General features: G+C 37.6%; 16 protein-coding genes and 1 pseudogene. 9 read left to right on the forward strand and 8 right to left on the reverse strand.

All coding sequences use genetic code 11. The features are described from left to right. The first annotated feature begins 173 nt into the window (after nucleotides 1-173). Complete coding sequence (gene nagA, locus RGT18_RS12365) at nucleotides 174-1,328, forward strand: N-acetylglucosamine-6-phosphate deacetylase (RefSeq protein WP_028077816.1); 1,155 nt, start codon at nucleotides 174-176, stop codon at nucleotides 1,326-1,328. Between the two features lie 8 nt (nucleotides 1,329-1,336). Beyond that, nucleotides 1,337-1,906 (forward strand): hypothetical protein, encoded by a 570-nt coding sequence (locus RGT18_RS12370; protein WP_028077815.1) that lies wholly within the window; start codon nucleotides 1,337-1,339, stop codon nucleotides 1,904-1,906. 113 nt (nucleotides 1,907-2,019) lie between these two features. Here the strand turns inward: RGT18_RS12370 and tnpA are convergent. Next, nucleotides 2,020-2,235 (reverse strand): annotated as a pseudogene (gene tnpA / locus RGT18_RS12375) (IS200/IS605 family transposase); the annotation flags it as partial. A 260-nt stretch (nucleotides 2,236-2,495) separates the two neighbouring features. Here tnpA and RGT18_RS12380 point away from each other — a divergent pair. Further along, a complete protein-coding gene (locus RGT18_RS12380; protein WP_338174770.1) occupies nucleotides 2,496-3,824 on the forward strand; it encodes an ISL3 family transposase in 1,329 nt (442 codons plus the stop codon). A gap of 250 nt (nucleotides 3,825-4,074) precedes the next feature. On the opposite strand, the gene RGT18_RS12385 is transcribed toward RGT18_RS12380, so the two are convergent. The 7 genes from RGT18_RS12385 to RGT18_RS12415 form a co-directional block, all read right to left on the reverse strand. After that, nucleotides 4,075-4,917: an AraC family transcriptional regulator gene (locus RGT18_RS12385; RefSeq protein WP_028078015.1), complete on the reverse strand. Its 843-nt coding sequence runs from the start codon at nucleotides 4,915-4,917 to the stop codon at nucleotides 4,075-4,077. Between the two features lie 591 nt (nucleotides 4,918-5,508). Then, on the reverse strand, nucleotides 5,509-6,078 hold the full coding sequence (locus tag RGT18_RS12390; protein ID WP_028078017.1) for a chromate transporter: 570 nt from the start codon (nucleotides 6,076-6,078) through the stop codon (nucleotides 5,509-5,511). A gap of 50 nt (nucleotides 6,079-6,128) precedes the next feature. Then, nucleotides 6,129-6,521, reverse strand: a complete 393-nt coding sequence (locus tag RGT18_RS12395) for a YbaN family protein (protein ID WP_006524905.1) — start codon at nucleotides 6,519-6,521, stop codon at nucleotides 6,129-6,131. Beyond that, nucleotides 6,518-6,859 carry a nitrous oxide-stimulated promoter family protein gene (locus RGT18_RS12400; protein WP_028078018.1) on the reverse strand — a complete coding sequence of 114 codons (342 nt, stop codon included), beginning with the start codon at nucleotides 6,857-6,859 and terminating at the stop codon, nucleotides 6,518-6,520. The genes RGT18_RS12395 and RGT18_RS12400 overlap by 4 nt, the downstream gene beginning before the upstream one ends. Further along, the gene (locus RGT18_RS12405) at nucleotides 6,846-8,534 is read right to left on the reverse strand and encodes an amino acid ABC transporter ATP-binding/permease protein (protein WP_051240965.1); all 1,689 of its coding nucleotides are present in this window, start codon (nucleotides 8,532-8,534) and stop codon (nucleotides 6,846-6,848) included. The genes RGT18_RS12400 and RGT18_RS12405 overlap by 14 nt, the downstream gene beginning before the upstream one ends. Continuing rightward, the gene (locus RGT18_RS12410; protein WP_028078020.1) at nucleotides 8,531-10,270 is read right to left on the reverse strand and encodes an ABC transporter ATP-binding protein/permease; all 1,740 of its coding nucleotides are present in this window, start codon (nucleotides 10,268-10,270) and stop codon (nucleotides 8,531-8,533) included. The genes RGT18_RS12405 and RGT18_RS12410 overlap by 4 nt, the downstream gene beginning before the upstream one ends. 107 nt (nucleotides 10,271-10,377) lie before the next feature. Then, entirely contained in the window at nucleotides 10,378-10,926 is a 549-nt protein-coding gene (locus RGT18_RS12415; protein ID WP_037403789.1) for a chromate transporter, read from the reverse strand. Nucleotides 10,927-11,061: 135 nt separating this feature from the next. Here RGT18_RS12415 and RGT18_RS12420 point away from each other — a divergent pair, with 135 nt between their 5' ends. The 6 genes from RGT18_RS12420 (at nucleotide 11,062) to RGT18_RS12445 (ending at nucleotide 20,170) form a co-directional block, all read left to right on the forward strand. Beyond that, the gene (locus tag RGT18_RS12420; RefSeq protein ID WP_028078022.1) at nucleotides 11,062-12,027 is read left to right on the forward strand and encodes a hypothetical protein; all 966 of its coding nucleotides are present in this window, start codon (nucleotides 11,062-11,064) and stop codon (nucleotides 12,025-12,027) included. Continuing rightward, a complete protein-coding gene (locus RGT18_RS12425) occupies nucleotides 12,027-14,171 on the forward strand; it encodes an AAA family ATPase (RefSeq protein WP_051240967.1) in 2,145 nt (714 codons plus the stop codon). The genes RGT18_RS12420 and RGT18_RS12425 overlap by 1 nt, the downstream gene beginning before the upstream one ends. A gap of 222 nt (nucleotides 14,172-14,393) precedes the next feature. Then, entirely contained in the window at nucleotides 14,394-15,461 is a 1,068-nt protein-coding gene (locus RGT18_RS12430) for a phage tail tip lysozyme (protein WP_338176368.1), read from the forward strand. An 86-nt stretch (nucleotides 15,462-15,547) separates the two neighbouring features. Beyond that, nucleotides 15,548-17,452 carry a bifunctional metallophosphatase/5'-nucleotidase gene (locus RGT18_RS12435; RefSeq protein ID WP_028078024.1) on the forward strand — a complete coding sequence of 635 codons (1,905 nt, stop codon included), beginning with the start codon at nucleotides 15,548-15,550 and terminating at the stop codon, nucleotides 17,450-17,452. Between the two features lie 56 nt (nucleotides 17,453-17,508). Next, complete coding sequence (locus RGT18_RS12440) at nucleotides 17,509-18,744, forward strand: toxic anion resistance protein (RefSeq protein WP_156022806.1); 1,236 nt, start codon at nucleotides 17,509-17,511, stop codon at nucleotides 18,742-18,744. Nucleotides 18,745-19,588: 844 nt separating this feature from the next. Further along, nucleotides 19,589-20,170, forward strand: a complete 582-nt coding sequence (locus RGT18_RS12445; RefSeq protein WP_028078026.1) for a zinc ribbon domain-containing protein — start codon at nucleotides 19,589-19,591, stop codon at nucleotides 20,168-20,170. Nucleotides 20,171-20,181: the final 11 nt, after the last annotated feature.

The raw sequence follows: 20,181 nt of genomic DNA on the forward strand, positions 1-20,181 counted from the left end.
CTCCTTTTGTACCTGTCTTATCTAATTTGTATTATAACAATCAGAATTCACGATTAGAATAAATTAACTGAAAGATGTCAAATCATTATTAAAAAGTATAAGTGTCAAAAGAGATAAATAAAATCAATAGTGCTATGATAAACATAGAAAGTAATTCATGAGGGAATAAAAATATGTTTATTAAAAGTAATCGTGTATGGATAGCCGGTGACTTTATCCCAGCTGTCATTGAAATTTCTGAAGGTAAGATTAAAGGGATTTACTCTGCTGATGATCATACTGCGGATGTAGATTATGGAAATCGTCGTATTGTGCCAGGATTTATTGATATCCATTGTCATGGTGCGTATGGCTATGATACAAACTATGCAGAACCTGAGGGACTTAAGAAATGGGCAAAAGGAATTCCAAGTGAAGGTGTTACTGGCTTCCTTTCCACAACAATCACTGAATTAAACCCAGTACTAACAAAAGCTGTTAAAAACGTAGCAGCTGTAAAGCGTGAACACGTAGCCGGTAGAGATGGTGCTGATATCATTGGTATCCATTTCGAAGGTCCATACCTTGATATGAAATACAAAGGAGCACAACCACCAGAAGCTATCGTTCCACCACGCGTAGACGAATTTATCCAATACCAAAAGGACGCGGAAGGTCTGATTAAAGTGATTACATTAGCACCTGAGCACGATCCAGAACTTGCACTTACAAAATACTGTAGTGCACATAACGTTGCAGTATCGATCGGTCACTCCGGTGCAACCTTCCAAGAAGGTATTATCGCTGTCGCAAATGGTGCAAAATCTATCACACATACATACAACGGACAATCACCATTCAACCACCGTGCCAATGGTGTAACTGGGCTAGCTCTACGCCTTCGCGATATGTATAGCGAAATTATCTGTGACTGCAACCACTCAACACCTGAAGCACTAAATATCTTCTTTAATGCGAAAGGCAAAGACCATGCAATCATGATCTCTGATGCCCTAATGGCAAAAGGATTTGAACCAGGTTCCAAGTTTATGTTTGGTGGACATGAAATCGAAATCTATCCAGATGGAAGTGCACACCTAACCGAAAGCGGAAGTCTTGCAGGTTCTACAATGCGGATGAACGAGGGACTTAGAAACTTAGTTGAAAGAGCTGGTGTTCCGTTCGATGCGGCCCTCAACTCTGCCACAATTAACCCTGCTACACTATTAAACTTGCACGATCATATTGGTAAGTTATGTACAGGATATGATGCGGATATCGTTGTATTAAACGATGACTATAGTGTTGAGGAAACCTACTGTAAGGGTATTACACAGCTTCAAAAATAGGTACTTCTATGATAAAAAGCCCAAAGAAAAAAAGACCATCCATCTTTGATGATGGCAATGCACAAAAGCGTGGAGCGATTGCTGGAAGAAATATATACATCGACGATAAAGGTCAAACCATCATGTATATTTCCCGAACAAAAACAGGATATATTCTAAAAGAGAAAAATGCGAAAAACTTCAGCCTCTATCACAATCGTATCGCACTTGGTATCGCAGTAGCGATGTTACTGATGAGCCTAACAAGTGATTGGAGAATCTCCATAATTGCTGGTTTTGTACTGTTTGGTGTACTACAATATCGCTTTGTAAAATCTTGGCTACCAACATTACCACAGATTCCTAACTTTAAGCCAAAACAGAAAAAATCATTCATTGAAGGACTTATAGAAACAAATAACAAAGGACGTTGTGCTCTACTTGCCGTATTGTATGCTTTGCTAGGCATCTTACTGGTCGTAAACGGAATCATCATCAAGAGTGATATTATTGTAATTATCCTTGAAGTATCTACTATGCTTGCATGTTTATATATGAGTGCGCAATATATTATTGCAATCTCGAAAATGAAATCATAACCACGCCTAAAAGACGTGGTATGCTCTCGCCCTATAAGGGCATTATGTTGCGGTAAACATTCGTTTTCTGAAGAACTGAAAACCGCAACTTTTTTTTCTATCACTGCAAAGGATTCTCTGATTACCTTCTCATTTTTACCCACTGTATCGACAAAATATCCTCTTGTCCAAAAATGCCAGCTTCCATATTTGTATTTCAGGTTCGCATGTCTATCAAATATCATCAGTGTTGATTTGCTTTTCATATATTCCATGAATTCTGATACTAAATACTTTGGCGGTATCTCTATCAGCATATGAATATAATCAGAACACGTCTCACCTTCTATCCTACGACTTGGAATTTTTATACCATTCTATCTCAACGCTAAAGCTATTTTATTAAACGCCATTGCAGGCATTTAATAAAATGTCCTTCCTCTTAATTTGGCGCTCTAAAATTACTTGGGGTTGGGGTACCGCAATGAGAAGACTTGGGGTGCCTTTTTGATACTTCTTCAGAAAACTTGGGGTACCTTCAAAAATAAAAAAACCTCTCATGTTATTATCTTTTTGCTATGAAAGAAAATGTCTTGAGAGGAGGCCATAAATGGCTATTGATTATATTATCACATCTGCTTTGAACTTGTCCCAAGATCAAGTTCAAAGTCTATCTACATATCGCAATCATGATACCTTGAATATTTATCTTCTACTGATAAATAAACACCCCATTTGCCCTTACTGTGGTGCTGATACATCTAGCAAAGGACTTCTAACATATACATTCAAAACGCAAGACATCGCTGGTCTAAAAACGATTGTCAATTGGAAACGTAGACGATATAAGTGTCGTGACTGTCATCGTACTTTTAGTGAAGACAATATCTTTACCCCTGATGGTATGCACTCCACCTTCTCTATGGTCGATCAAATCATGAAAGATCTAGGTGATATCTCCATTAACTTAAAGACAATTGCACTAAGAGCACATGTATCTATTCCTACGGTAGAACTCTATGCCGATAGTTACTTGAGAATTCCAAGGCAGTTCTTACCCGAGTATCTAGGAATTGATGAACTATATTCTGACATGGCGTTAAAAAACAGTTCTTACTTATGTGTCATGGTCGATAATAAAGCTCGTGTTCTAAACGAAGTCATACAGTCTCGTTCAAAAAAGGAACTCAGCACTTACTTTGAAAATATCCCATTAAGTGAGAGACAAAGAGTGAAGATTGTGACCATGGATATGTGGCAGCCATACAAAGATGTTGTAAAGAAATATCTGCCCAACGCCATCGTCGCTGTAGATCCTTTCCATGTCATCGAGCATCTTACATCTGGATTCTCACGTCTACGTATCGATATCATGAATCATTATGAAAAAGGAAGTAGAGCTTATTATCTTCTTAAAACATGGCATAAATTACTGGAAACCGACTACAACTTAGATAACGAGCCGAAATATAACAGTTTCTTTAGGCAAAAATTGAATTATCGAAATTTATATGATCAGTTATTGGAGATTGATCCAGTTTTAACGCTTGCCTACCACTTAAAAGAATTATTTCGCAACTTTAATAGAACTGCTATTTACCCATCTTGTACAATCGAAATTACCTCCATACTAGATGCGTTTATTTCTGCTGATATACCTGCGTACGAAGACTTTTTGACATCTATCACAAACTGGAAAGAGGAGTATCTCAACTCGTTTAGAAGACCGTATGATGACAGAAAACAATCGAATGCACTATCAGAATATATGAATAGTAGATTACGTGTACTGATCAATGTTTCTAATGGTCTTTCAAACTTTCCAAGATTCCGTGCTAGAGTGCTCTACGCGTTAAACAGAAAACTATATTACACAATTACGGATCACCTTCAATCCAACAAAAGGATTGGAAAGAAGCGTGGTTCATACAAAAAATAATTAACAATAAAACATTTCTTTCTTAGCACATATAAAAGGTAGAAATCGTAGACAAGAGACATTATTCTCATCTACAATTTCTACCTTTTTACCCCCATGTAATTTTAAAGCGGTTTTTTCTAAAACCCCAAGTTATTTTACATTAGGAAATTATGTAAGTACTCTCTTTTCTATTTTCAGACTATTTCAGACGCACGGCGGTGGGTAGGGATCCCTACCACTGTTTTTTGTATTCTTGGCAAACTGGGTTTTAAGCTTTAGTTATTGGAATCCATAACTCCATTTTGTAATCAGGACTATGCATATCACCCTCATAGTAATATTCAAAGTCAGGCTTTCCTGAGTGAACATAGCCATGCTCGGGAAAGAATACTTCCATCGCATATTTCCATCCGGTATGAATGCAATCTGGAACACTTCCTGTTAACTCTACAACGGCATACTCTGCTTCATCAACTTCTAAAACATCTAAGCCCATGCTTCTTGCTTTGTCTACATCATTAACAATATAGCCTGCCATATAGTTTATTGTGCTTGGGTTTTCCACATCATGGCAAACGCCAACACTTTGACCGTTTCCCAAACTTGCAAGTTCATCGTGGCTATATTTTTCATACAGCTTATCCCAGACACTTGGACATAATGATGAATTGATGCTTTGTTCATTTACCCCTGCGACTGCAAAGGCTTGTTTCTTTTGAATTGTAATATTCATGCTTCTTCCTCCTCTTACACTGAGTGCTAATTGCACCCGTGAAACTAATTTGAATGGTTTCCCATTTCTCACCTCCGAAGGAGTAAAACCATGAAAATTTTTAAATGCTGTTCCAAATGAATCTGATGACTCATATCCGAATTTGAATGCAACATCAATAATCTTTTCGTCCGTATCTCTTAATATCATGGCTGCTTCCGTCAATCTTCTGCTTCTCAAATAGTCTGAGAGTGTTGTTTCGGTTAGAATAGAAAACAAGCGGCTGAACATCGAATAAGAGTATCCGGATAACTGAGTTACTTTCTTTTCATCAATTTCATCATCAAGAACTGTTTCAAGATAATCAATCGTATTGTTAAACGACTTGATAATATTCATTTTGATTCCCCCCCTTTCGTTCGGCATATTTTAGTATAGAGAAAGACTTCTTTTCTTACCCTACAGTATTCGTACGAATTTTATAGGTTTCATTTCATAGAAATTTATAGCTTGCTAAGTTCGACAAACTGAAGCTTGTTTGCCTCATTTAGCTTTCTTAGGTTTCTTTTCGTGCAATTCCGTATACATACCTTCCAGTAGTTCTGTAATCAAATCCGTATCCTCCAATCTGTCGAATATATGCATCAATGTCTTTGAACCTTCATCGGTTCGGTCCCTTTTTATACACATGCATTTTCTTTGCGTATATCGAAAGATTCTGTAGGTTTTTTCTTGGTGTGTCAGACATGGCATATATCTTGGAGGTTGAAAGGTACCTCTAACCAAGGGATGTAGTCCCTAAGGTTTAGCCGAATTCAAGGGTGTCCATCGTGAGGTGGAATCTGAAGGAAGAACTAGGCAAACTGCTGGCCCGAGGGTCACAAATCTCAATTGAGGCAGGTAGATGGTAGGAAAGATGTATGTCTTACTCTGGGGGGTCTTATCAGTGCCGAAAAGTGCATAGTTATTAAGTTGATTGTTTAACCATAATTATAGTTTAAATAAGATTCCAATGATTGCGGCTGCAATAATAAATAGTATTGGATGTGTCTTTGGTTTAAAGTGATAAACAGTTAACATGCATGCAAATATAATAATAGGCTTCCATCTAAATAAACTTAAAAGTGATTTGGTTGTTTTGAATGTAGTGATATCGAGTAATGCCAGTAAATAGATACCTATCACTGCAGATGTGATTAAACCAACAACCGCTGGTCTTAGACCCATAAATGCATTTTGTACAATCACAGAGTCTTCAAACTTTTGAAGTGCTGTTGCGATCAGAATAATTGATAGAAATGCTGGTGCTGTAACGGAGAGTGTTGCGGCAATACCACCGAAGAAGCCGTATATATGATTTCCTACATAGGTCGCCATGTTTACGCCCATTGGACCAGGTGTAGATTCGCTGATAGCTACCATGGTTGTTAAGTCTGTAAGGCTAAACCAACCATACTTTAGCGACATCTCTTGTAGGAAGGGTATTGTGGCTAGACCTCCACCGATAGAGAATAAACCTGTTTTAAAGAACTCCCAGCATAACAATAAAAAATTTGCCATGATGATTACCTCACTGGTATCTTATCACGACAAATTTTGTTGTAAATCAATTATTCTGCAGAATCTTCTTCGCGAGTTTTGACGCCCCAGATAAAGTAAATCATATGAAATAACCATACGACTCCAAGAATTGCACATGGAATATATAGAGATTTGCGTATCATCATCACAAAGCCAAATAACATAAATGCACTAACGGTGCACATTACACGAATTTTTGCGGCTTTTGTCATGCCTTTGCCATTGAGATGACTCTCTAGGTTGTTTTTATATATTTTTGTATTGATAAACCAGTTGTGTAGTCTTTCAGAACTCTTACTATAGCTAAACGCTGCGAGTAGTAGGAATGGAAAGGATGGTAATAGTGGGATGAATGCTCCAATTGCACCAACCCCAAGGCTAACGCAACCTAGCACAATCCAAAATATCTTTTTTGAATTCATTTCTGTTTCTCCAGTTTTCTTTTTTCTTTGATGCTTTCAATCAGATGACGAATTGTTGCGAGTGGATAATACAACAACATTCTAGGACCGCTGAAGCGCATCACAGTTTTAATTCGTTCTCTCATTTCTGGTTTATAGCAGTGAACACGGCAGTTTGCACAAAATGTTTTTGTTTCCATAAATGGGCAATGACTACTACGCATGGTTGCGTAATCAAGTAACTCTTTGCATTCGGGGCAAAGGCCATCTTTTGTATCGTGTTTCTTTCTGCAATAGACTTCAATCATCTTTGTGACGATTGAGATTTCACGTTGACGTTTTTCTTCAATTCTGCTCATGCATGACACCTTCTGATGCACGATAGATGCGGTCAGCGATTGCCATTGTAGATTCACGATGGGATACCAAAATAATGCATTTATCGTGTTTTTGTTCTTTTAAGGATTTGAGAATAATACCTTCGTTGATACTATCTACGTTACTTGTAGGTTCATCTAATAGGATTAGCTTACTACCACGAAGGAATGCACGTGCTAAACCAATACGTTGTTTTTCACCTGCAGAAAGATTATCTCCAAGTGTTCCAACTTTACTTTGATAGCCATTTGGTAGTGTCATGATGAAATCATGAACAGATGCGTTGCGGCATGCATTCTCGATTTCATCGATTGTAGCTTCCGGTTTTGCGATACGAAGATTTTCTTCAACAGTATCATCAAAGAGATACGTTGTTTGACTAACCATTGTAGCGTTAGACAATAAACTTTCTGTATTGATTTGATTGATATCAATGCCGTTGTAAAGAATATCACCTGTTTCTTTTTGCCAGAAGCGGAGTAATAGTTTTAGGAATGTAGATTTACCACAGCCTGATTCACCAACAATGCCAACGATTTCTCCGATATTTGCATGCATGGATATATCTTTTAGCACTTGTGCTTTTCCATCATAAGAGAAGGATAAGTTATTTACTTCTAAGTTTTCGAATGTAAAGTCTTTACCACATACAATTGGAGTAACAGCTGGCTTTTCAGATAATAGATTCAGTACACGGTCACCAGACGCAAATGTCTGTGTTAAGTTTCCAGGCAGTGCAGAGATAGCGATGACGGGACCGAAAGATCCAAATACTGCTGTTACACCAATTAACATCTTACCGATTGTTAGACTGTTGTTTGCGACTAGGATAATACCTACGATTAATGTGAGGATGATAAAGATAGAGACACTCAGTTCAGTTTCAGCAGTAGCTCTCGCTGTATCATGCTTCATCTTCTTCGTTTCAAGAAGAAGGGAATCAGAACGCTTATTTACTTCATCTTTACGCTGATCTTGTGCGTGCATGAGCACGATATCCTTAATACCCTTGATACTATCTAAGAAGTAAGCGTTAAAGGATGAAAATTCTGCACGGTAACGTACACCAGATTCCTTTAATCGACTAGAGGAAATCATTGGGACAATAATACCAATTGTTAGATAGCCAAGTAATGCGATGAGCGCAAGATACCAGTTTACGGTAAATCCAACAAATAAAGTAACGCAGGTAGATACGATCACCGCAATACAGATTGGAGAAATCGTATGTGCGTAGAATACTTCTAATGTTTCAATATCGGCTGTAATCATGGAGATAATTGCACCTTTTTGTTTGCTTTCAAGTTTTGCTGGGCAAAGAATACGCAGTGCGCGGAAAATCTTGTCGCGTAATACTGCTAGTAACTTGAATGCGATGTAGTGATTGCTGTATTGTTCTAGGTAACGTAAGAAACCACGTAATACACCAAAGCCAATTGTTAAGGCGATGATTGCTCCATAAGATAGAGGAACTGCTTCACCGAGTGATTTTGCAATACCAACTGCACCCATGAGAGTAACACCTATCGCAACGATAAAGCCTACGGAACCGTTAATAACGGCAAGAATCATAATATATGCAAGCGAACCTAGTAGGGTAATCAAACTTGCCATAATTTTAATGCCACTACGGCGGATGTATTTTTCATTTGTCATGCGATTACCTCCGTATAGCCTTCTTCTAAATTCTTTTGTGTTGTATATAGCTTTGCATAACCTTCATGCATGTTCATTAGTTCTGCGTGAGTACCGTGTTCTTTAACCTCTCCATCTTCGATGTAGTAAATGGTATCAGCGGCGATGACATTTGCTAGACGGTGAGAAATAACAATAACGGACTTCTCTTTTGATAGTTCCTTAATGTTGTTCATGATGATAGCTTCACTTTCAATATCAATATTGCTTGTGGCTTCATCGAAGATGTAGATATCTTTGTTTGCGACTAGGTTGATTGCAAGTGCTAGTCGTTGTTTTTGGCCACCAGAGATGTTTGTGGCGTCTTCTGTAATGATTTTATCTAATCCACCGTTTCCAATGATGAAATCATAGAGATTTACTTTCTTAAGCGCATTATAGATTTCTTCATCTGTAACATCAGCTTTAGCAAGCATAAAGTTTTGACGAATTGTTTCGTTAAAGATATAGGTGTTATAACTTACAACTGAAATATGAGAGTAATAGGCTTCTCTATTTAATGTCTCTAGTGGTTTATTGCCAACAAGGATAGAACCTTGTTGAGGATGATATGCACCTAATAGTAGGTTAACGACTGTAGACTTACCGGAACCGGATTCACCAACGATTGCATGCATGCCAGTTGAACCAAAGCTCATGGATACATGTTGTAATACATCACGTGTTCCATCATAAGAGAAGGTAACATCTTTTATTGCAATTTTCGTACTGTCTACTGTTCCATTACCCCATACTGAATCTGGTTGAGCAAGCAATGAAAGAATCTTATTCCCTGCACTTGCACCATTCATCGCAATATGGAATGCAGAACCAAACGCACGTAGAGGTAAGAAGAAGTCTACCGCAACGAGTATTAAGAATAGCGCTGCGTAAGCAGATAGGGTTCCATTTACGACTGCGAGCATCGTTAATGCAATACCAAGGCCTGCGCCACCATAGGCAACCATGTCCATGATTGTTGTACTAGCTAACTGCATTACTAATACTTTCATCGTAATCTTACGGAACTCTTCGCTTGTCTCATTCATTTTAATATTTTGTGCAGCATCAGCTTGGAAGATCTTTAATTCTTTTAAACCTTGTACACTATCTAAGAAACTATCTCCCATGGATGTATATTTACCCCAGTACTTCGCAAAGATTTTCTTTGCGTAACGGGATACTGCAATAATGGACATAGGAATTAGCGGTACGCATGCAAGTAATACAAGTGCGACTGCCCAATTGATACGTACAGTGACTACAAACAAAATGATTGGTGCGATCATCGCATAAAAGAACTGTGGAATGTATGCGGAATAATATAGGTCTAACTGTTCAACACCCTCCATGGATAGCTGTGTTAAACCTGCCATACTCATGTTGTCAGTTGTACGAACACCTAGCTTGATAATCTTGTCATAGATGCGTTGACGCAAGTTCTTCTTCACATTTCTTCCTAATGTATCCTTCAAGTCACCGATACTACGAGAAGTTATATAACGTATTGCCATCGCAATGATTACAATCACCGTTGGTAGGATAAATCCTTGTGCATTACTACCAGAGGATGCATATTCTGCTGCATATTGAATGGCATAGCAGATGGAAGCGGTGATTGCAAGATTAGCGAATAAACCCACAATCATAAGACCAACTGTATAGAATATATATTTTTTATTTCCCCCTAAAAGGGCTAAAAGTTTCTTATCTATCATTACTAGAATTCCTTTCGCACAGACTATTTTACACGATAAGTTAGTTATATATAACTAAAATACTATAAAAAACAACAATCTTTGAGATTGCTGTGAAAAGGCACAGATTATTTGAGGTGAATCTTATTTTTGTATGTATAGAATACGTAGCCAAACACCGCGGCTAGTATTACCAATAGTACAGTTGGGATGTTTGTAAAGTATGCTAGCAAGAATGCAACAAGACAGATGAGTAGACTAGGAATATCCACAATGCTTGTTTTAAATAGGTTTTTGACTGCACCAAACATCAACACACATACAGCAATCTGAATTCCAGCGAGTGCGTGTTTTACAACTTCTAATGAAGAGAAGTTAGATAAGAAAGCCGCGATGATACTAATGATAATAATAGATGGTGTAATAACCCCCAGTGTAGAAATAAGCGCCCCAAAGAAACCATCAATTTTTCCGCCGATGAATGTGGATAAGTTGACAGCGATTGCGCCTGGTGTACATTGGCTAATTGCATAGTAATTTAGGATATCTTCCGCCGTTACCCAACGGTGTTTATCAACAATTTCTTTTTGAATCATCGGAATCATTGCGTATCCACCACCGAAGGTAAATAGACCAATTTTGAACCATGAAATATATAGTTTTACAAATTTATTCATATTACCTCGTATTCTCGTTTTCAACACTAGCATTTTTCTGGTGATTCGTAAATGAAATGAAGTATGTAGAATGCGATTGAAGAGATATAAAAAATCGTGTAATATGCTATAATTCACTAGTGAGAGGTTATAAAAATGAGAAACAGAAAGAACTCTGATTTTGGTTGGATATTCTTCTTAATATTTTTTCTTGGCGGAGGAACATTTATACCTATGTTAATTATTGTTGGTATCGTATTTGCGATTGTAATGGCAGCGGTAAATGCCTCGAAGAGAAACGAGCAAAGATCAAACCCATATGCTAGCTATTCGTCATCTACATACTATGCTAGAAATCGTGCATCAAATATTTCTGCATCACAGATGGCAAAGAATAACATCTTCTTACGTAAGTGGTTTAGAACACATACTGCGTTAAACGTTAGTACAGGAATTGAACTACGTGTACGTAACGGTGAATATAAGTCACTATCTAATTTAGATGTATATCGTAATGGTATCTTGGTAAGTGGACTAAATGTATTTGGTGCTAACTATCCTGAATCTTATGAACAGATTTTAAGAGAAGTTTCTAAGCAGGCAGATGACTATCAGAATACAGATGTTATCGATGTACAAGCTACACCAACAAATATGAGGAAGGAAGAGGTTAAGGCTGAAGAACCATCCTCCAGTGCACAGACCTATATTGACCAGATTAATGCATTAAACGATACAATCCCAGATGAAGAAATTTCAAATGGATTATTTGAAACATGCACACTTCTAAAACAGGCACAGAAGTTAGAAACAACCTTCCCTGCATCCAAAGGAAAGCTTAAGAAGTTGTATGAATACTATTTGCCAATCCTTGTTCGTATTCTAAAACAATATGATGCTCTTCAGACTGCACAGACAGACCCTAACTACGAAGAAACAAAAGAGAAGCTAGGCAAGACGGTCGTATTAATCAATGATGCGATGAAGAATATGATTGCAAGTTACACAGACCAAGACTTTATTAATCTATCTGCTGATATGGCTACTTTAAATGCTGTATTAAAGAAGGATGGTTTAACAAGCGATGGCATGTTTGAAGTTGGACATAAAGGAGGCGAGTAATGTCGAAAGATCGTAGAACAGAGGAAAAAGAAAGACTTTGGAATGAGGTCTTAGGCAAAAAGCGTGCTTATGAATCCACAGATGCGTCTGAACAAATTACATTAAGTATTGATAGTAATGAACAGAACCAGAATTTAAATATTCTAAAACAGCCAGATCGAGCAATGCAGGAATTGAATGCAATTTTGCGTAAACAACAAAAAGATTTAGAGAATATGCATGCGGCATTGCAGAAGAAGGATGAACCTTTAGATATCTCCGCAATGAGTATGGATGTATTAGAGCGTGATTTAAAGCGCGACTATGGTTTAAGCGAAATTGAACAAAAACCTACAGAGAAGAAGGAATTTAATTCACAGAAACTGTTCGATGATATCTACAATGTCATCATTTCAAGGGTGATGGGTCAAAAAGACGCAATCCATCAGATGGTAAATGCGTTTAGAAGACCATATTTAATGGGTGAAGAAGCAGGAAAAGCGAAGAATGTCATTCTTGTCTCTGGCCCTGTGGGTTCTGGTAGACACGAAGCAGTTACGCAGATGGCACGTTCTTTATATGAACGTCAAGTATTTATCAGTGATGAAGTATATACGATTGATATGGGTCGTTATACATCATCAGGGCAGGAACAGATTTTCTTACAGGACTTATATGAGGCAATCTCTGGTAATGGTTCTGTTATCTGCTTTGAGAACTTTGAAAATGGTTTCCCAGCATTCTTACGTATGATTAGTTCGCTGGTTACGACAGGTAGCTGTGTATTAAACAAGCGCTATGTTTTAAATAAGGGTGTACTTGTAGAAAATCAAACCGGCCTTGTGAAGGATAGCGTTGATACTTTAAGCGTTGGTGGTAAATATCTTGTATTTATGACAACTGGTAGTGTATCGAAGGTCCAAGATGCCTTTGGTGCAGACTTTATGTACCATGTGTTGGATACTGTTACATTAAAGAAGTTAGATGATGAAAGTATTCGCTCGATTGTTCAGGTGCAAGCAGCGAACTTAATCAAGAAAGCAGAAGAAAACCTAAAGATTAAATTAGTGGTTGAAGATTCTGTTCAGGAATGGGTAATTCAACACTTTAATAAGGATTTAGGTGCTGCTTCTATTAGTTCTAACTTCTATGATTTCTATGTATCTCTAGGACAGGCGGTATTAGACCATTCCCTGGGAAATATGGAAGAAATCAAGATGACAGTGAAGAATGATATTCCTGTTATCACAATCAAGGAAGAAGATATTCAGATGAGTCGCTCACGGAATAGCAGTGAGGAACTAGAAGAAGTAAATCGTGAATTAAGTGAGATTATTGGCCTTGATGAAGTGAAGGCTTATATCACTTCCTTACAATCCTTGGTTGCGATGCAACAAAAGCGTCGAGAGCAGGGTATGAAGACTGCGACACTTTCCAAACATATGATTTTTACAGGTAATCCTGGTACTGGTAAAACAACGATTGCGAGATTGATTTCTCGTTATATGAAGGCAATCGGTGCATTAACACAGGGACAGCTTGTGGAAGTATCGAGATCAGATTTGGTAGCGCAGTATGTTGGACAGACTGCTCCATTAACGATGTCAGTTATCAAGTCTGCGATTGGCGGTGTGCTTTTTATCGATGAAGCGTACTCTCTACATCGTGGAAAAGATGACGCGTTTGGATTGGAGTGTATCGATACACTTGTAAAGGCAATGGAAGATAACCGTGATAACTTAATCGTTATCCTAGCGGGATATAAGAAGGAAATGTCTGTATTCCTAGAGTCTAATTCTGGTTTAAAGTCACGTTTCCCAAATATCATCAACTTCAAGGACTACACAGGTGAAGAACTCTATCAGATTGCTTGTCTACAAGCAAAGGGCAAAGGCTATCATATTGATGAAGCTCTTGCGGATAAGTTGACAGCGTACTTCAATGAAGTACAAAGTATCAATCCAATGGAAGCTGGTAACGGTAGACTTGCACGTAATATGATTGAAGATGCAATCTTACGTCAATCCACAAGGTTAGTGTCAAATCCGGATAGTGATATGAGTGAACTTGTTGAGGCTGACTTTGATTTCACAATCAAGATTCAACCTCCAAAGACAAGTGATTCTCCTACACTAGAAGATTTATTAAAGATGTCACAGAAATAGTATTAAAAAGTGCTAGGTGGAAGTTTAGCACTTTTTCTATATACATGCATGCACGTTTGTATGTATAAAATAGTTGAATATGCAAGTATTTTTTGAAAGTGATTTATATATATTATGCATGCATGTTTTGATACAATAAACATTATGGTAATTTTGTGTGAAAATTGAGCATTTTATGCGCTAAATTTGACGTTTTAATTAATTTTTGTGTATGATTTTTATATGAAATATAGATTGCAAATGATGACAAAGAAATTTCTTGCGTTTGGTTTGACTGCTTGCATGGTAGGTGGTACGGCACTTAGTTATGTGCTCGCAAGAAGAGACTATATGAATAAGCAGATGTTATTATCACAGGCTAAGTTATATGATTCATTAAGACTTAACATGAGCGGTATTACGACAGCTGAGTATGGAAGTACATTTGATGTACACACACTCGTTGCGGAACATACTGGTGATTTAAAGATTGATGGACAGATTGATGCTAGTGCAATTGGATCATATCCAATCAAACTGATTTTATCTGGTAAGGAGTCTAAGTTTGGTTTAACAAATTCCAAGACATTTACAGCAAGTGTAAATGTTGTGGACACAAAACCGGCAGAGATTACTTTAGCTGCTAGCAGCGTTGATATTAAGGCTGGAAGCTCCTATGACCTTTTCTCAAATATTGTCTCAGTCATTGATCCGATTGATGGTAGCTTAACTGCTTCAACGGAAAACGGAAAGGGCAACTATACAGTTGCGGTCGATGGTGATATCTCAAAAGCAGGAACATATATAGCGACAGTAACTGCGACGGATAAGAACGGTAATGTTTCTACTGTCTCTTATACAATTAATGTCACAAGAGCGTATGTATCCTCTGGTCCAGTAGATACTTCTGGCAACTATCAGACAATCTACTCTTACTTAACAGGTACACTTGGATTGTCTAAGGCTGCAGCTTGTGGTGTTCTTGCGAACATGTGGCAAGAATCCAAGTTTAATCCAACTGCAGGCTCATCCTATTACGGTTTATGTCAATGGGGTGGCGGTAGATATACGAACTTAGTAAACTATTGTGCAAATAATGGACTCGACTACACAACAGTTGAAGGACAGCTAGCTTTCTTAACACATGAGTTAACAGGTGCGTATAACAGTACTTTTGTTGGATTACAGAATGTTGCGGATTCAGCAGAAGGTGCAGCTGAGGCAGCTACAATCTTCGTTACAAGATATGAAGGTGCTTCTCATACAGCTGGACGTGCTGAAAAGGCATATGCATATTATTTAGAAGGATAAATATATAAAATTATGAAAGAATGGGGTTTCCTCATTCTTTTCATAATGCAAAATGATATAATCTAAAGCGCAGAGGTGCTAGCAACATGAAGAAATTTTTATTAAAAATTATAACTGCAATGACAGTACTGACAAGTACGATTTCCACAGTTGTATACGCTGATGAAGAACAGACATCAAATGATAGTTCGACGGTACGTATTCTATTTACGCATGATTTACACGACCATATTGATTCTTATCGTGTAACGAATACAGAAACAAGAGAACCAGAAGTGATTGGTGGATATGCGCAATTAGCAGGAGCCATTGCGGCAAATCGCAACGATCATACGGTACTAGTAGATGCTGGTGACTTTTCAATGGGAACTTTTTATAATGCATTATTTGAAAAGAGTGCACCTGATTTATCTTTATTAGGAATGATGGGCTATGATGCGACGACCCTTGGAAACCATGAGTTTGATTATGGTGTCACTTCTCTTACAAAGATGATTGAAAGTTCTATCAACACACCTCCAATCCTCTGCAGTAATCTTACATTTGGCGAGGATGAAAAATCACAGGCGCTGAAGAAAGCTTGGGAAGATCATGGTGGTGCAGAATATAAAATCATTGACCGTGGTGGGTATAAGATTGGCTTATTTGGGGTAATGGGTGAAGATAGTGTCTATTACACAGCCGCTGGAAATAATACATTCCCAGATCGTATTGAAGCAGCCAAGAAGACGGTACAGAAGCTAAAAGAAGAAGGTGCACAAGTGATTGTCTGCCTTTCTCATAGTGGCACAAATAAAGATCCTAGTAAATCAGAGGATGAAATCCTTGCGGAGAAGGTAGATGGCATCGACGTTATTGTCAGTGGTCATACCCATACCGTGTTAACAGAACCGATCCATAAGAATAAAACGTGGATTGTATCTGCGGGATGCTTTGGCAAGTATCTTGGCTTGTTAGATATCAACGCTGAGACAAAAGAGAAAATCGATTATCAATTGATTCCAATTACGGCAGAAAGCCCAGTCGATCAAACGATCAACGCAAAGATTCAAGAATATAAAACAGATATAAATGAGAATTATCTCAAGCAATATGGATATACAATGGATCAATCAATTGGGTATACTAATTTCCCACTAACAGATGTATATGAAGACTACCCAGCCTTTACAGGAAACTCCATGGCAGACCTCATTACAGACGCCTATGTATATGCAAGCAAGTTAACTACAAAAGATACTTCATTTACGATAGGCTTAACCGCAAAAGGTATTATCCGTTCTGGACTTGTGAAGGGCGATATCACAGTTGGAGAAGTATATGATGCGGTAAATCTTGGCAAAGGAAATGATGGTTTACTTGGATATCCACTGATTCGTATATACATGAAGGGTTCTGATTTAATCAAAGTTGCAGAATTAGACCGCAGTGTGGGTAAGGACATGATGGTGGATGGACAGTTATTCTTTAGTGGTATGCAGTATCATTACTCCGATTACCGCTTTATCTTAAATCATGTAGTTGATGCGGAAATTCGAACGAATGCAGGTTTCTATATACCTGTAGAAAAAGATAAGCTATACCCTGTGGTAACGAACTTATATATCGCAAATATGTTGCCATCGGTAGTTAAGAAGACATTCAACCAGTTAGATATTCATACATACGATGCCTCAGGCCATGAGATTAAAGATTTCTCGGATATGATCCTATATAATGCAGATGGCACAGAGCTAAAAGAATGGCAAGCAATCACACGCTATATCTTAGATATGGGCAAAGTAAACGGAGTATCTGAGATGAAAGCACAATACCAAACCGCAAGAGTACAGAAGAATAAGGATAAGCATTTCAGTTTCATACGCTTCTTCCAAAACACCTCAGCCTTTGGCTATCGCATCTATCTAGCAATCATTATTGCAATCACAGTACTGCTAGGAATTATTAGACTTATTACATATCTGATTCGTAGACAGCGCGAGAAAAAATGAATATCAATTGAAAAACAACGTGGTATACTAAATCTATATGACAGAAGGGGAATGACATGAGCGAGAATAATACAAATCAAACACAAACACAGGCACAGGCACAGACACAAACAGAGCCAGAAATCACTCTTACGCTAACGCCTGATGAGCTTCAAGAAGAAAATCAAAAACAGTTAGCTGACTTAGAAGAGAAAAAGGCAGCTGAAGAAGATGAGAAACTAAAATCTATTGACCCAATCGAGGCAACAGAATTCAGTGATGCAGAAAAAAAGACAATCGATACCTTCTCACAGAAGATCGATATCATGGATTCCAATACAGTTCTCCAGTATGGTTCTGCTGCACAGAAGAAAGTAACGGATTTCTCAAATACAGCATTAAAGAATGTACGTACAAAGGACTTAGGTGAAATCGGAAATATCCTCACAGATCTTGTTGTAAATTTAAAGAATACATCTGACTCTGATGAGAAGAAGGGATTTTTCGCAAACTTATTTGATAAAGGTAAATCAAAGGTTGAAGAGTTTAGAGCTCGCTATGACAAGGCAGAAGCTAACGTTGAAAAGATTGCAGGTGTCTTAGAAGATCATCAGATCCAATTGTTAAAGGATATCGCTTTATTAGATGAACTCTATGAACGCAACCAAATAAACATCAAGGAATTAAGCATGTATATCGTTGCTGGACGTAAGAAGCTAAAGGATGTTCGTGCAAATGAATTACCTGCATTAATCGCAAAGGCAAAGCAGACAGGCTTACCTGAAGATGCGCAGAAGGCAAATGACTTAGAGCAGGCTTGTGTACGCTTTGAAAAGAAGCTCTATGACCTTGAACTAACAAGACAGGTTTCTATCCAGATGGCTCCACAGATTCGTTTGGTACAGAACAACGATACTCTTATGACTGAGAAGATTCAGAGTACTCTTGCGAATACAATTCCACTTTGGAAGAATCAGATTGTATTATCTTTAGGTATCACACACTCTAAGCAAGCAATGGAAGCGCAACGCGAAGTTACAAATATGACAAACGAACTTCTCAAGAAGAATGCGAAAACATTGCACCAAGCAACTGTTGAAACAGCGAAAGAGAGTGAACGTGGTATTGTTGATATCGAAACATTACAGCACACAAATGAACAGTTAATTTCTACATTGGATGAAGTATTGAGCATCCAGAAGGAAGGCCGTGACAAGCGTGAAGCTGCACAGCTTGAATTACGTCGTATTGAAAACCAATTAACAAATAAGTTATTGGAAATCAATGCAGAAAAAGATGTCACAAAGAGATAGTTCTATCCCAAGGCATGAATTTAAACGACACCCATATTGAGGATAGGGATAGCAAAACACTCTAATACATGAGAAGAATAAAGTGAACTCCTAAAAGTTGGACAATGACTAAGGTGGTTCACTTTATTTCTTATTGTATAAGTCGATATAACTGATTTTGTGTTTAAATACTTGAATTAGATAATCCAGAAGTTATTTACACAAATATAGCCAAAAGCGATAGTTTCTGTTTCTTTTCAATGAACAAAATCAGATTATCTTATCAAGTCGTTATTGTGGTTCACTATATAACGGCTTTTATTCTTATTGGCAGAAAAATACCATGCTTGCAGTCAGGTAATGAGTTATCAAAATATATTCATTCGTTTTCATCTATTAGTTCATTTCAATCCTCGTAAACATCTCCAAGCGTTGCACATGCAATGATAAAAAATATCAAGGTATATACAAAGTCTCAGAAAGACATATCTAGGTCATTATGCGATCCTTCTTCATTGGTGCGAGAAAGATGAGGGAGAATTACAAAAGAAGAAAAATATATCAAAATGCTAACGGACGATTTACCAGTATTTCATGCCCGCATTGGAATCTTGCAAGAAGAGTTATATGTGATTCTAAGTATCTTTCGTCAGATATATATTGCAGTGGGAACCGGCAGACGTGAAATGAGTTAGCATACATTCTAACACGACTACTGTATTTTAGTTACAATGTTAAAACAAAAACCATGCTAGAAGATAGTGAAATCATTTCTGGAACGTTAGAGGAATTACTAAATTACATACGTCGCTAATTGGAATGATGAATATAGTGTTATAATAAAAACCAATTACGGAGGTACCAAATGATTTGTAGGGATTGTGGAAAAGAAATATCTGACAAAAGCAAGTTCTGCGGCTATTGCGGCGCAAAAACTGTAGAGCAGCTGGTACAATCACAGCCTCAGGCTGTGAAAGAAAGTATATTTTCAAGGTTTCATTTCTGCAAGTTCGATCTTATTACTCTGTGGAAAGTCGTGAAAAATCCTTTTCAAGGTAGTGAGTTATCATTTCCGGCATCAGTTGTCATTGTAGTATTGAATCTGATTGCGAATATTCTAATCTTAAGATGTATTATCTGTGGAATTGGACTAACAATCGCTGTTGTAGGTAGTATTTATACGTATTGTTACCTAAACCGCCGAGAAGGACAAAAACCAGAGGATGTATATTGTAACGTAGCGAAAATTATATTTGCTCCAACAGTATTTATATTACTCACGGGAATATTTATTTTATTCCAAACGCTTGCAGCACTATGGGTATGGGCAATACTTCTATCGATGTCATTTTGTGTGGGTTCTCTTTTTGCGACAGTCAAAAGAGGGAATCGTTTCTCAACATACGCTTGGAAAGCTCTTCAATCCAGTTTCATTGCTAGGATTTAGACAGATGTGGT

The sequence above is a fragment of the Solobacterium moorei genome, from assembly GCF_036323475.1.
Lineage (GTDB): Bacteria > Bacillota_I > Bacilli_A > Erysipelotrichales > Erysipelotrichaceae > Bulleidia > Bulleidia moorei.